This window comes from Paenibacillus sp. NPDC055715 (assembly GCF_053617595.1).
On record NZ_JBSHGA010000008.1, the window covers coordinates 236,227 to 250,316 of the forward strand.

A 14,090-nucleotide genomic window follows, 5' to 3' on the forward strand; every position below is an offset into this window, starting at 1 on the left:
TATATTAGAGACTGTAAACCAGGGTTTAAAGCTGTTTGCGTTGGTATTTAGTATGAATAAGCTTTATATGGTTTCCAGCGTTTTTTTGCACATTGTCCAAGGTCTGATGCCTGTTTTGACACTGATGGTTATGCAAAATTTGCTTAATAGTATTGTTTATTCCGGCACCCAAGGCATTTCCTTAATAATGTTACAGTTTGGGTTGTTCATAGCAATTTATGTACTGAAAAATGTAGTTACAATGAGCCAAACCTATGTTGAAGGTACGCTTGAAGCAGTGCTGTCCAAGTCCTTAAATATGATGATCGGGGAGAAATCCAGCTCTTTGGGATTAGCAGATTATGAAAATTCAGAAATTAATGATCAGCTAAAGCGTGCAACCCAGGAAGCCTCTTATCGACCATACCAGTTGTATACCCAAATGGCGGGCATTTTATCGAGTCTAGTCACTATGCTTTCCTCCGCAACTTTACTTTTTTTGTGGAAATGGTGGGTGGTCGTCATTTTATTTATGATCTCTCTGGTGTCCGTATATTCTATTTTTAAGTTAAATAAAGAACAATTTGAAATTTATATGAATCGGACCCCGTTATATCGGCAGTCTTGGTATATGACCTTTCTGCTAACCAATGACCGTGCGGTCAAGGAAGTCAAAATTTTTAATATAAGTTCATATTTGCTTAAAAAATATGGGGAATTATTGCAAAAATTTTTTGTGGAAGACCGACGAATATTAGGCAAGCGGGTCACAATTACTTTTATGTACAGCCTGTTGGAGCTTGCTGTGTTGTTTGGAGTAGTGTGGCTGGCTATCAGGGAGACCTTCGAGAAAAAAATATTAATAGGTAGCTTATACGGCTATATTCAAGCGATTATGCTGACCCAAAGCCAGATGCAGGCCTTGATTCAGGGGATTGTCCAATTTTCGCAAAATAATTTGTATATGGAGCAGTTATTTTTATTTTTACAGTTGCCCACATCGGATCCGATCCACCGTCAAAAGGAACAGGCGCTGCCGCTTAACCCAGAATACAGCAAGAAGTTTTGTATAGAGGAAGTATCCGTAGAAGGCGTTTCTTTTACCTACTCTGGCCAAACAGCTCCTTCCATTCGGAATATTCATTTGACCATGAATAAAGGTCAGACCATAGCCATAGTAGGAAAGAACGGCTCAGGGAAATCAACGCTCGTGAAGGTGCTGATGCAGCTATACTCCGATTATGAAGGTACGGTTAAAATAAATGGTCGTCCCGTTCAGGATTACGACTTGCAGAAGGTTCAGGACAAAATCGGCGTAGTATTCCAGGATTTTATGCATTATGAAATGTCAGCACGTCATAATATCGGTTTTGGATCGTTAGAGCGTATGGAGCAGGATGAGGAGCTTATTCATGCAGCTCGGTGCGCAGCTATAGACCAGATTATAACCAAGCTTCCGCAAGGATTGGACACGCAGCTTGGGAAATGGTTTGAGGATGGCTACCAGCTCTCAGGCGGCCAATGGCAGCGAATGGCAATTGCACGGTCTTTTTTGCGGAAGGCGGATGTTTATATTTTGGATGAGCCGAGTTCCTTTTTGGACCCGGTCGCGGAAAGGGATTTGCTCGTCCTGTTTCTTGAGTTGATGAAGGATAGCATCGGTATTTTTATTACACATCGGATTTCCTCGGCACGTCTGGCGCAGAAAATTGTAGTTATGGACAATGGCGCTATTGTGGAGCAGGGAACTCATAGAGAATTGATGCTGCTGGATGGACTGTATGCAGAGATGTATAGCATTCAGGCCAGTTCATTCAGCGAAGAGGGAGCCTTGATTGAAGCTGGAGGGGGAGTGTCAGGATGACGACAACTTCATATACTTGTGACAACTGGATACCCGTTAGGGGGGACATGAAGGATAAGATATCCGCAGTCTTGCAGGAGATTGCCAAGCGTTACAGGGACCCGGATCAGGTACGTTTATGGATGCAAAAGGTGCTTCCAATAGAAGCTGACGAAATGAAAATAGATCGTTGGTCGGACGAAAGTCTAGCCAGTGGATTCCCAGGCATATGTTTATTCATGAGTGAGTTGGATCGATTGTACCCTGATGATGGATGGGATATGGTAGGTCATCAATATCTGGAGCGGGTTCGCATCATTGTGGAACAGCAGGGTATCCATAATGCATCCTTGTATAGTGGATTAGCAGGGATTTTGCTGGCTATTCACTCCTTATCCAGAAGAGGAACACGTTATCAAGGCATGCTGGATACCCTCGCCTCCTGGTATGAAGAGGTTGTTTCACAAAGACTGACTCTATATCGAGAAGAATGGATAAACGGGCGGCTGCAAATGAGTCAATATGACACGATATCAGGCTTTGCTGGAATTGGACGTATCGCTATGCTGTTCCTGGACCGTCCGGGTATGCGCATGGTATGGGAGCAGACCATGGAGTTGTTCCAGATCATGTGTGGTGAGAAAAATATGAGTGGTTACACAGTACCTGTCTGGCACATTTCCTTAGAATATCAGTTTCAGGAGAGCGAAAAGTTACAATATCCTCAAGGGAATTTTAATTTGGGGATTTCACATGGTATTGCCGGTCCGCTAGCCTTTCTGAGCTTGTCTGCCCTTCACGGAGCCGATGCTGGCCTATTAAAAAGTGATATTTATAAATTGGCACAATTTATAAACCATTGGCGTGTTGAGGAAAAGGAAGGCATGATCTGGCCCGGTCGGGTTTCTTTTGAAGAATGGGTGGATGACCGTTTATTGCCTGACAGCACACAGCGTTATCGTGATTCCTGGTGCTACGGTGTACCAGGCATTGCGCGTTCGATCTGGCTGGCAGGACAAGCTGTTCACAATGAAGAATGGATTGAAACGGGACTACGTGCATATTTGGATATGGAAAAACGGCTTTACCGCAAAGGTGGATTATCTTCTGCTACATTGTGTCATGGTATTGGTGGATTATTACACCTTGTTCAACGTATGTACTCAGATACTGGACATGAGCGGTTAGGTAAGGTGCGGGACAGGCTACTGGAAGATGTATTAGATATGTTCGATACTAATTCGTTGTTTGGCTTCTATGATCATAGCCTACTGGATGGAAGGCTTGCAGAAGTGGATGAGGCTGGTTTTCTGAATGGAAGTGCTGGTGTTGCTCTGATGTTGGCTTCTTTGATCGGCGATGAAAGTCCGGAATGGGATGCCGCTTTTCTAATTCGCTAGATGTACCACGTTTTTTTGCATGATCTGGAAAATAGAGTAAGTGAAAAAAGATCCAATCGGTCATTTGTGGCTCGACTGGATCTTTTATATTGAATACCAATACCTCGTGAGCCTCAGTCAGACCTCAGTACACCAAAGCTTTTTTCGAAGTGTTCTTGATGCCGTTGGCATCGTTCAATACGATATTGCCCCATGCCGTCGGCGTTTTCCAGTCGCTGCTGTTCACAAGGTCAAGCCATGCGTTCTCGCTGTTGTTGCCGTTGTTGTAGTTGTAGCCAAACTCGCCCACGATTACAGCCAGCCCCTTGTCCTTAATGGCTTGCAGCTCGGAGCCGATCTTACTGGAATCATTGTAGTTGGTGTATATATGGACGGAGAACAGCAAATTATGGTTTGGATCATGCTGTAATAGCTCAACACCATGGGCTTTAATCGGGGAAGCATATTGTCCCGAACCGGAGCCGTCGATCACAATCGTATTCGGCAAGCCTGCGTTGCGCAGTGTGGTGATAGCCGTTTTGTAAGCGTCCCGCCATGCGACATCGGTGAGGTTGTGGTCCCCCCACTCATTCGCGATATTCACGAGTACGTATTTCTGGTTATCGGCCAGTACCTTTTTTACCGCTGGATTAGCGAAATAACGAGCCATATCGTTCAAACGGTTGGCATCATTGCTGCCCGTAACATCGTGCAGTTCAACGACAGAAATGAGCTTGAGCTGTTTAGCGCGGTTGATGATTTCCTCCAGCCTTTGTGCTGATCCATTCGTTTGCCACACAATGCGAACAGTATTGGACTTCGTCGCTGCAATGGTATCCAATGCCTGATAGGCTTGCGTGTCAAACCAAATATGAGGGTTATTCACTCCACGCATGACAAAGGTATTTCCGTTAGCATCCTTCAGACTGGTTCCGCTTACATAAAACCCTGAGGCCGCAAATGATGTACCCCCATTCAACAGACCAATGCCGGAAAAAAGCAGAAACACTACAGCGAATACCAGCACCTTTTTGCCATATAACCGCCAATCTCTCACAAACTATCGCCTCCTCCTCTATAGTCAAGTTAATCCTTATGTTGAAAATGAATACATATTACACCTATTGTGATGTTGGAATGGCAAGCAATTGTTAAATCATCAAAATAATTCTGAGAACTATTAATGATTAGTAGAACTCTCCAAGTATAAAAAAGTAACCTTCAAATCACTGGAAGTGAATATGAAGGTTACTTTTTTATACTCAATTAACACAAAAAATTAAAGTTAGGAATCTTGGTAAGCTTTTGTGGTGGTTATAAAACTGATATTGTATTTGTGAATCGTCACTGCTAGTCAGCCAGCCGCACGAGCGTTCTGCCCTGCGAGCGGGCCGCCAGGATGTCCTCCAGCGCGTTTGGCAGGTCAGCCAGTCTGATTTCGCGCTCGACGAGCTGCTCCAGCCGTTCCGGCTTCCAGTTGCTGCCAAGCCGCTTCCAAATCGCTACGCGGGTGTCATAAGGGCAGAAGACGGAGTCTATGCCCAGCAGGTTTACGCCGCGCAAAATAAACGGCAGCACCGTGGTAGGCAGCTTGGTGCCTGCCGTCAGGCCGCTTACGGCAACGGAGCCGTTGTAGGCGATTTGGCTGAGCAGCGAAGCGAGCGGCTTCCCGCCTACGGGATCAATGGCCGCTTGCCAGAGCTGCTTGCCCAGCGAGCGGATGCTCTCCGCGCCGTCGTAGACCTCATCGCGGGAAATAACCTCAGCCGCTCCGAGCGCCTTGAGGTAGTCGTGCGCATCGGCTTTGCCGCTACTGGCTACGACGTGGTAGCCCCTCTTGCCCAGCAGGGCAATCGCTGCTCCGCCTACGCCCCCCGTTGCTCCGGTGACGAGCACCTTACCCTGATCCGGTGTAACGCCGTTTTGCTCCAGCCGATGTAACGACAGGGCCGCGGTAAAGCCGGCTGTTCCGTAAATCATGGCCTCTCTTGGCGTGAGTCCGTCCGGAAGAGGAACCACCCAGTCGGCAGGCACGCGCGCATATTCGCTGAATCCCCCGAATTGAGACACGCCAAACCCGTATCCGGTAACCAGAACAGCCTGTCCTTCACTGAAACGGCTATCCTCCGAAGAGACGACGGTTCCTGAGCAATCTATGCCCGGCACGAACGGATAGGCTTTGACAATATTGCCATCCTTGCGGGCGGCAAGCCCGTCTTTATAATTGATGCTGGAATAAGCGACACGAATCAATACTTCTCCAGCAGGTAAACTGCCAGCTTCCAAAGAGCGTACTTCTGCTTGAACCTCACCGTCCTGTGTCAGGTCGACGACAAGGGCCTGAAATGATTGAGTCATCTGTAAAAGCCTCCTTTATTGCAATATAAGCCTGTGACGGCGAACATTTTAGTATACTTCACAAATCATGCGTAAGCAGTATACAACCATTCGTGTAGCCTGTCAGCGGCAATGCTCACAGGCACATATTCTATTATACCCTTCTGCGTTTCAATAAAGTTCGATAATCAATTATAAAGAAAGTGATAAATGAAATCTTGCGCGTTTTGCAAATCGTTTTACACAAACGGGATGTATTTTCAGAAAGACTGTGCTAACATACCCTTTGTTCGTTAAATAACTCTATGAAGAAAGGTGAATGGATGACAACCAGAGCACTAAAAAAAGGGTCGGTATTGTCCGAAGCCAAGGAACTGAATTTGTTCCATTTGACATGGCCCATTTTCCTCGAATTGTTCCTGTTTATGCTGATGGGAAGCGTCGATACGTTCATGATCAGTTCTGTATCTGATAATGCCGTGTCGGGTGTAGGCGCGTCCAACCAAATTATTTCAATTGCCATCCTTATACTGGAGGTTATCGGCAACGGCGCTGCTATCGTCGTAGCTCAATATATCGGTTCTAAAAAGCTTGTCGAGGCGGCCCAGGTTACGGGCACGGCCATTACTTTGAATTTGATCGTAGGTGTTTTGCTTAGCGTAATTTTCCTCGTGTTTGGTACTCATATGCTGCAATGGCTTAACGTCCAGGGAGATCTTCTGGTTTATGCGGAATCGTATATGAGCATCGTCGGGGGCGCCATTTTCCTTCAGGCATTGATTAACGCGCTGGCGGCGACGATTCGTACACATGGTTTTACCAAGGAAACGATGTATGTGTCTGTGATGATGAACGTGATTCACGTCATCGGCAACTATGTTTTGATTTTTGGACATTGGGGAATGCCTGCGCTTGGGGTAGAGGGTGCGGCTATTTCTACGGTAGGAAGCCGTTTGGTGTGTCTCCTGATTTTCTTTTGGCTGATGTACCGCGTAACCGTGGTCCGCGTCGAGTGGAAATATTACGTTCAGTTGTCCAAAAAGTTTATCGCTAAAATTTTGCGCATTGGTGTACCATCCGCGCTGGAGTCCATCATGTATCAGTCATGTCAGCTCATTTTCACACTGTACGTGACCTATCTGGGCGCAGAAGCGATGGCAACCCGTCAATATGCCAATAACATTTCGAGTTATATCTACTTGTTCAGTATGGCGGTTGGTATGGGTACGGCGATCGTGGTCGGAAGGCTGGTCGGAGCCAGACAGAAGGATACAGCCTACAAACGTGTAATGAGTAGTGTAAAATGGGCGCTTCTGGTGACTGTGGTTATTGATGTGATTATTATCTTTTTCCGCGTGCCTTTGCTCAGCCTGTTCACCGAAAACCCTGAGATTATTCGCTTGGGAGCACAGGTCATTTTACTTAGCATCCTGTTGGAAACTGGTCGGACGACGAATATCGTTATTATTAACTCGTTGCGTGCTGCTGGAGATGCCAAGTTCCCGGTCTTTATAGGACTGATCTCCATGGTCTGCATGAGCTTGCCACTCGGTTACCTGCTCGTGTTCAAGCTGGATATGGGGCTGGCAGGTGTGTGGCTGGCGATTGCTGCTGATGAATGGACTCGTGCCGTCATTATGTATGCCCGCTGGAAAAGCCGTTTGTGGGAAAAGCATGCGCTGGTGGAGCACGATACACCAGATCAGCCTGCAACCCCGATTCCGGCACACTGATTCGAGAGTTGTTTATGATTACGTTGAGGCAGTTCAAGAGTACATCTTGAGCTGCCTTTTTTGCTGCCCTGAGAGTAAATAGTAGTTATATAAGGTGACCTAGAAAATGTACATGAAAAACGGCGTAGGTTTCAGGCAGCTTTTGTTTGGTTGTAGATGTAGTTGTATGCTGAATTGAAGATTTGGAGTGCTACGCTTATCTGTCCTATGCATATGACATAAATGCCACTATAATTTAATGAGATAGAAACTGCTTAGGCTCCAGCCGTACACTCGGTTGGAGCCTTTGAGCATAACACAGAAGGATTGGAGAATGGGAGAGATGAATTCACAGCAACACCAACGAGCTTTGGTATACAAATCCTTGTGGCATGCCGGTCCATGGGTGCTTGGCGCAGGGGTAATTCTGGTAGGTGCAAATTTGCGCGCCTCTATTACTTCGGTTGGGCCACTTGTCGGCATGATTAAGGATTCCCTGCATATTTCGAATACACTGAGCGGCTTGTTAACAACATTACCGCTGCTTGCTTTTGCACTGCTATCGCCTTTTGTAGCTATTCTGTCGCGCCGCTTCGGGTCCACCCGTGTCATTTTTGCGGCATTGCTGCTGTTGACCGCGGGTATTGTAGTGCGCTCTACGTTGGGGGTGACTGCACTATTTGCCGGGACGGCCATGCTGGGGCTGGCTATTGCGGTGTGTAATGTTTTGTTGCCCAGTCTAATCAAAGAAGAGTTCCCCCACAATAGCGGATTGATGACCGGGGTGTATTCAGTATCCATGAATGTAGTTGCTGCAACGGCATCCGGATTGAGCGTACCGTTGGCTCTGAACGGAGGTATGGGCTGGCGCGGTTCTTTGGGAATATGGAGCATTGTGGGTGTGGCAGGTATTTTGCTCTGGGTTCCCCAGCTCCTCAAGGCGCGCAAAACGGTCAGTAAGGCGGCGGTGTCCGCCCGAACCGTGAGTGTGTATAAATCGTCTTTGGCCTGGAAGGTGACGCTGTTTATGGGGTTGCAATCTGCCCTGTTCTACGTCCCTGCCGCATGGTTTCCCGAGATGATGGTTGGACAGGGTATGGATTCGGAGACTGCGGGATGGATGCTGTCCGGTATGATGTTCTCGCAAATGCCATTTACTTTTATTGTACCTATTTGGGCTGCACGGGTGAAAGATCAGCGAATATTGGTTCTGATCATGGCTACTCTGTATTTTATCGGACTGGGTGGATTTTTGCTGGGGGCTACGCAGTGGAGTGTGATTTGGGTGATTTGCATCGGTACAGCAGGTGGTTTTGCTTTTCCACTCGTGATGATGTTCTTTAATTTGCGAACGCGGACACCGCAGCAGGCGGCAGAGTTGTCTGGTATGGCTCAGTCCTTTGGCTACTTGTTGGCGGCGACAGGGCCGACGCTATTCGGCTATTTGCATGATACTACACATGGCTGGACCATTCCGCTGCTGCTGCTTTTGTGCCTGAGCGTATTGCTGCTGTTTACAGGGCTGGGAGCAGCGAAGAAACGATATGTCGGGGGCCAAGTGGATGATCAGGCTGCCATTTGATGCAGACGGTTAAAGTGTGATCAGTAGTGCAGCTCGTGTTATGTTGTTAGCTAAAGAGTTTGCGCTACTGCGCTTTCTATACGATAACCGGAATCAGGTGTTCACCCGGGAACAACTGCTGGATCGTGTGTGGTCGCTGGAGTATCCGGTGGAGCGCACGGTGGATGATCATATCTACAGATTGCGCAAAAAGCTCAAGTCATGGAATGCTCTTCACTTTCGCTGACTTTTGCAGTGATGGAGCGGGATGAGCTGGACAAATTTGTGCCTGAGGCTCCGTATTTGCGGGATCTGGGGCGTTGGTTGGAGCAGACACTTTCTGCGGTCTGATGTTTTTCGCTGTCTGATTTTCCACGGATATAGGCTTGCTAGAATGTTCTTATTGTTAATAATGCAGAAAATGAGAGCAGGGTGAATAGAAATGAAGGAAAAGGAAGAATCAGAATCCATGCCTAGCATTTGGCGCAATGTCCGTTTTCGGCGGATGTTTGCGGCGCACACGGCTGCTTCCTTTGGCGATTGGTTTGATACCATCGCTATTCAGGTGCTCGTCGCTTACCGCTGGGAAGCCGACCCCATGCTGATTGCGCTGATTCCGGTAGTGATGGCGCTGCCGGGTCTGCTGCTGGGCTCTATCGCGGGCACGTTAGCCGACCGGGTGCATAAGGCCCGGCTGATGATCGGCTGCGATGCAGCTATTGCCCTGCTGACGCTGGCGATTCTCGCTGCTCCGGGGCCAGCGTGGTTGTTGCCTCTGCTGGGTCTGCGTGCGGCGGCAGGTGTATTCCAAATGCCATCACAGCAAGGCTTAACCCGCACTGTAGTCGCCAGCGGCGACTTGTTTCGAGCGACCTCGCTGAATGGGCTGGTCAATCAGGCTTCCAAAGTGGCGGGGCCATTATTGGGAGCCATGACCTTGGTTGTGCTGTCGCCCCAAGCGTGCATTATCCTTAATGCCCTGCTGCGCCTGTGCTCCGGCCTGGTGCTGTGGCCGCTGCGCGGAATCGGCCCCGCCCTCGTCAGCATAGAGCAGCAAGCGACTATTGCTGTGCTGCAAGGAAAGCCGGATTCGCCAAGCGAGGCTGAGGGTGATGAAACCGAGCATCGGAAGGAGCGCGTCAGCGCGTCCCGTTTTTTCAACCAATGGCGCGAGGGCTGGGCGTTCCTATGGCGCACCCGAATGCTTTTGCATACGCTTGTGTTCGGAATTTTCGGCATGATCGCCATTCTCATGATTGACTACCAGTTTCCGACGCTGCTACGAGTACTCGCCCCGGGTAACGAATCGCTGCTCGGCTGGCTGGTTTCAGCCATAGGCGCTGGCGCCGTCGCTTGTATGCTGGTACTGAACCGCTTGAACCGGATAAGCGCGGGCTGGGGCCTCGGTGGAGGTTATGTGCTGATTGGCGGAGCTATTGCCGGTCTGGGATGGTCACAACCGGGGGTAGGATTACCTGTGCTACTTATGATTGGCGCCATGCTGGGTGTGGGCAATGGTCTGTACATCATCACCCAGAATTACATATTGCAAGCCCGAACACCGGCCGATATGGTGGGGCGTGTCTTCGGTATTCAAAGTACCGTGATTGGAGCGATTATGATCGTATCACCCCTTATCGGGGGTGCAATGATTGGTCTGACGGGACCAGGTACTACCTTTGTCTGGATTGGGGTATCGATTGGAACTTTAGGTTTATTCGGACTCATGCTTCAATCCGTCATTTGGCGTGAGTCTCCCGCTGAATCTAACCCTTCTGTCGTGAAAAAAGCGGAATCTGCACAGTAGTTGGTTTCCGAATGCCGTGACAGAATATTTTTAGATCAGGAGGATGATGATGACTCGACTCTGATGAGTATGCTGTCTTCTGAATACCGTGCCCGCTATGTAGAAAAAGCAGAGAACTGATTCACGTTTACAACGGTTTAATGAAAAGGTATAATAAGAGCGTATATACGCGAACTTACGTAGGTTATTGAACGACAACATAAAATAACAATGATTACCGGAGGAGCCTGTCACCAAGGCTCCTCTTTGTCTTTTTTAAGGGGATCTGTAGCTACATGTTCCTTTTTTGTTGTGTTTAGGGCACGTTAGGCACATATTTTGCGCAAAGTCTTAGCATTTTATCAATATTAGATGTCTACCATTTGGTCGATTAAAGGAGGCATATGAGCCATGCAATTTATATTGTATCTTTTGCTAATTCTGCTGTTTACTAAAGTGGCTGGTGATCTATCGGTAAGGCTCGGTCAGCCTTCGGTGCTAGGGAAGATGATTGCCGGTATTGTACTCGGTCCGGCGGTATTGGGATGGGTTCAGGACAACACACTCATTCATGATATGTCTGAAATCGGAGTGCTGCTGCTGATGTTCATTGCCGGGCTGGAGACGGATCTGGATCAGCTTCGCCGTAACTGGAAACCTGCGGTATCCGTGGCGGTTGGGGGGATTATTTTACCGCTGATTTGCGGTTTTGGAGTCGGGGAAGCCTTCGGATTTTCGGTGCATGAGGGATGGTTTCTCGGTGTTGTGCTGAGCGCTACTTCCGTCAGCATTACGGTGCAGGTGCTAAAGGATATGAACAAGCTTAACACCCGGGAAGGCTCGACAATTTTGGGCGCAGCCGTGCTGGATGATGTGCTGGTGGTGGTGGTGCTTGCGGTGATGATGAGTGTATTCGGGGTAGGAGGGGGAACATCTCTAGGACTTCTCGTCGGCAAAAAGCTTATTTTCTTTGTTGTCGCTATATTCGGAGGTTGGTTTGTGGTTCCCTGGATCATGAAAATACTTGCTCCGCTCAAGGTGACAGAGGCCACCATTACCGCTGCTTTGATCATCTGCTTCGGGTTTGCGTATTTTGCAGATATGTTGGGTATGGCGGGCATTATCGGAGCCTTCGCTGCCGGGATTGCCATTTCGCAAACGAGCTTTAAGCATGTCGTGGAAGAAAAAGTGGAGCCCATCGCTTATTCCATCTTTGTCCCTGTGTTTTTTGTTAGCATTGGATTTAATGTTTCCTTCGAGGGAGTAGGGCAGCAGATCGGATTTGTCGTTGCTTTGACACTGGTTGCGATGGTGACGAAGTTGATTGGTGGCGGGATCGGGGCGCGTCTGACGGGCTTTGATAAACGTTCTTCGCTCGCGATTGGCTCCGGTATGATATCTCGCGGCGAAGTCGCGCTCATTATCGCAGCTACCGGGCTGCAAACGGGTCTGCTGGCACAGCAATATTTTACATCCGTCATCATTGCTGTCATTCTGACGACTTTGGCTGCACCTCCGATCCTCAAGCTATGCTTTAGTGATAAGAAGTCTCCCGGCCATGAACAGAAGAAGGAAGCCGGGGCCTGACAGCATCGACAGCATCATTAAGTTATACCTAAAAGACCCTTCGGGTTCATATTCTCAAAGTGTGCATGGAAAGTCCGGTTTGTAGCAAAACCGAATGTTTCATGACATATGGGACATGACCGAAGGGTCTTTTTTACGTACATATATATTTTTAATGAGGTGCAGAAATTTGGACTTGGATAAGGCTGTGAAGTATTGCTTGATCATCGGAAAATAAATAACGGATGTATAGAATAGGCTTTATATAATAGCTTGTTCTACTCGTTCTATGATATATGGTGTCATATTATTAGTGTGAGGTTAGCCGAGTGTATAACCATTTATTAGGGAGGGCATGGACTTAAATTTTATTTGGAATTCATGAATTTATTTATATTTATTTATTTCTTTTTTTATGATATACCTTATGTTGGGAGAGGAAAAAAATAGGACAAAAGGATGATGTAGAAGGTGTTTTTAATATTACAAGGAGCAACACGATTAAATTAATCTAATATCAGTGTAGGAAGAAGGTCTTGTGGTGGGGGAAAAAGCAAGAGCTAGATGGGCAAGTATATTGTTTGCTGTATTGTTTTTAGGACAATTCCAGTGGGCAGGGGGTATTCCAGGTGCTTTCGCAGCAGACAAAGATACAATTTTATCAGCCTCATCAGATTATGGACAGGTATTGGTGAAAAGGGGAGATGCTATTTATGCGAACGATCGAAGGGTATCATTTTCTTGGGTGCGAAATTATTCTTTTTCTGCTAAAGGCTACTCATTCTCCAGATATTTAAGTGCTTCAGGCACAGAATCAGATGTTCAATCTGCTCAGTTTGGATCTTATACATCTAATCATACAGGGTATATTCCCCATGCATTTGTTGTGAGCCTCGATAAAATTTATTTTATATCTTCCGTGATGGAGTATAAACAAAATGGCATGGAAGTTGGGCAGTGGACACGTTCCAGCGAAGATGCGTTTGGTCTTCAGACCCCAAGAAATGTATATAGCTATGAGACTCCTGTTAAATTAGTTGTAAATGCCGATACGGGACTTGTCGTAGATTTAGCGTCGCAAATAAACACTTATTATAATACGAAGTCTGAGTCATACAAGTTTAACGCGACAGCAAATCCTGCTATACCCACTGAATTGCCTTTAACACCAACAAATATCACTACCATGGTATCAGGAAATAACGTCCAGCTAAAGTGGTTAGGGGCAGCCAATGCAATACAGTATGAAGTGGAGCAAGACGGAACAGTGGTTAGGACACTTTACGGAAATCAATATTCTGCTGGGAATCTAAAGTCCGATACAGCGTACTCCTTCAGAATCCGTTCAAAGAACGACTTGGGGGTCAGTGAATGGTCAGAGCCCTTTTCAGCTAGGACACTTTTAAGTATTCCATTACTTCGATTTCAGCCTCTTAGTGAGGCAAACCAGCTTAGCTGGGAGGCTGTAACAGGAGCTGAATCCTATGAGATAAAGCTGGATGGGGGAGCGGCAATTAATGTCGGGAATGTTACATCATATCTCCATGAAGGGCTTAAACAAAGTAGCCAGCATACCTACTCTATAAGAGCAATATCCAGTAATAACGAAAGTGAGTGGAGTAAAGTTGTAAATCAAACTACTCTACCTACTGGAGTAGAAGGCTTAAATGTAACTGGGACAACAAATAAATCTATAACTCTAGCTTGGTTGGCGGTTAGTGGAGCCACTAGTTACGAGGTAGAAGTAGACGGAGTTACGGTTGCTGTAAATAATTTGATCTATACCACAGCGGGATTAGAGGGTTATAGCGAGCATAGCTTCCGAGTACGAGCGAAAAACGCAGCAGGCACAGGGGCGTGGAGCGAGATCGTCACCGGTGTGACTTTGCCGAACACGCCAGTGGCTAAAGCAACGTCAACGACGAAT

General features: G+C 47.3%; 10 protein-coding genes and 1 pseudogene. 9 read left to right on the forward strand and 2 right to left on the reverse strand.

Annotated elements, in window-relative coordinates:
- Positions 1 to 241 precede the first annotated feature (241 nt).
- The gene (locus ACWGOO_RS15760) at positions 242 to 1,843 is read left to right on the forward strand and encodes an ABC transporter ATP-binding protein (protein ID WP_452484886.1); all 1,602 of its coding nucleotides are present in this window, start codon (positions 242 to 244) and stop codon (positions 1,841 to 1,843) included.
- Entirely contained in the window at positions 1,840 to 3,222 is a 1,383-nt protein-coding gene (locus ACWGOO_RS15765) for a lanthionine synthetase C family protein (protein WP_452484888.1), read from the forward strand. The genes ACWGOO_RS15760 and ACWGOO_RS15765 overlap by 4 nt, the downstream gene beginning before the upstream one ends.
- A 124-nt stretch (positions 3,223 to 3,346) precedes the next feature.
- Here ACWGOO_RS15765 and ACWGOO_RS15770 read toward each other — a convergent pair whose 3' ends face one another.
- Positions 3,347 to 4,258, reverse strand: coding sequence for a cellulase family glycosylhydrolase (locus tag ACWGOO_RS15770; protein ID WP_452484890.1), 912 nt, complete (start codon positions 4,256 to 4,258; stop codon positions 3,347 to 3,349).
- 293 nt (positions 4,259 to 4,551) lie between these two features.
- A complete protein-coding gene (locus tag ACWGOO_RS15775; RefSeq protein ID WP_452484892.1) occupies positions 4,552 to 5,559 on the reverse strand; it encodes an acrylyl-CoA reductase family protein in 1,008 nt (335 codons plus the stop codon).
- Positions 5,560 to 5,861: 302 nt separating this feature from the next.
- Between ACWGOO_RS15775 and ACWGOO_RS15780 the strand changes: the two genes are divergently transcribed.
- The 7 genes and pseudogenes from ACWGOO_RS15780 to ACWGOO_RS15810 form a co-directional block, all read left to right on the forward strand.
- A complete protein-coding gene (locus ACWGOO_RS15780; RefSeq protein ID WP_452484894.1) occupies positions 5,862 to 7,271 on the forward strand; it encodes an MATE family efflux transporter in 1,410 nt (469 codons plus the stop codon).
- 322 nt (positions 7,272 to 7,593) lie between these two features.
- Positions 7,594 to 8,832 (forward strand): CynX/NimT family MFS transporter, encoded by a 1,239-nt coding sequence (locus tag ACWGOO_RS15785; protein WP_452484896.1) that lies wholly within the window; start codon positions 7,594 to 7,596, stop codon positions 8,830 to 8,832.
- A 40-nt stretch (positions 8,833 to 8,872) separates the two neighbouring features.
- Positions 8,873 to 9,046 (forward strand): annotated as a pseudogene (locus tag ACWGOO_RS15790) (winged helix-turn-helix domain-containing protein); the annotation flags it as partial.
- A complete protein-coding gene (locus ACWGOO_RS15795) occupies positions 9,034 to 9,162 on the forward strand; it encodes a hypothetical protein (protein ID WP_452484898.1) in 129 nt (42 codons plus the stop codon). The pseudogene ACWGOO_RS15790 and the gene ACWGOO_RS15795, both read left to right, overlap by 13 nt.
- Positions 9,163 to 9,253: 91 nt before the next feature.
- Positions 9,254 to 10,618 carry an MFS transporter gene (locus ACWGOO_RS15800; protein WP_452484900.1) on the forward strand — a complete coding sequence of 455 codons (1,365 nt, stop codon included), beginning with the start codon at positions 9,254 to 9,256 and terminating at the stop codon, positions 10,616 to 10,618.
- Between the two features lie 390 nt (positions 10,619 to 11,008).
- Complete coding sequence (locus ACWGOO_RS15805) at positions 11,009 to 12,184, forward strand: cation:proton antiporter (RefSeq protein ID WP_452484902.1); 1,176 nt, start codon at positions 11,009 to 11,011, stop codon at positions 12,182 to 12,184.
- A 520-nt stretch (positions 12,185 to 12,704) separates the two neighbouring features.
- On the forward strand, positions 12,705 to 14,090 hold a 1,386-nt coding region (locus ACWGOO_RS15810; protein ID WP_452484904.1), incomplete at its 3' end, for a fibronectin type III domain-containing protein.

Coding starts and splice junctions, on each gene's coding strand:
- ACWGOO_RS15760 (WP_452484886.1), top strand. CDS start 242: ATGAGCCAAACCTATGTTGAAGGTACGCTTGAAGCAGTGCTGTCCAAG.
- ACWGOO_RS15765 (WP_452484888.1), top strand. CDS start 1,840: ATGACGACAACTTCATATACTTGTGACAACTGGATACCCGTTAGGGGG.
- ACWGOO_RS15775 (WP_452484892.1), bottom strand. CDS start 5,559: ATGACTCAATCATTTCAGGCCCTTGTCGTCGACCTGACACAGGACGGT.
- ACWGOO_RS15780 (WP_452484894.1), top strand. CDS start 5,862: ATGACAACCAGAGCACTAAAAAAAGGGTCGGTATTGTCCGAAGCCAAG.
- ACWGOO_RS15785 (WP_452484896.1), top strand. CDS start 7,594: ATGAATTCACAGCAACACCAACGAGCTTTGGTATACAAATCCTTGTGG.
- ACWGOO_RS15795 (WP_452484898.1), top strand. CDS start 9,034: ATGGAATGCTCTTCACTTTCGCTGACTTTTGCAGTGATGGAGCGGGAT.
- ACWGOO_RS15800 (WP_452484900.1), top strand. CDS start 9,254: ATGAAGGAAAAGGAAGAATCAGAATCCATGCCTAGCATTTGGCGCAAT.
- ACWGOO_RS15805 (WP_452484902.1), top strand. CDS start 11,009: ATGCAATTTATATTGTATCTTTTGCTAATTCTGCTGTTTACTAAAGTG.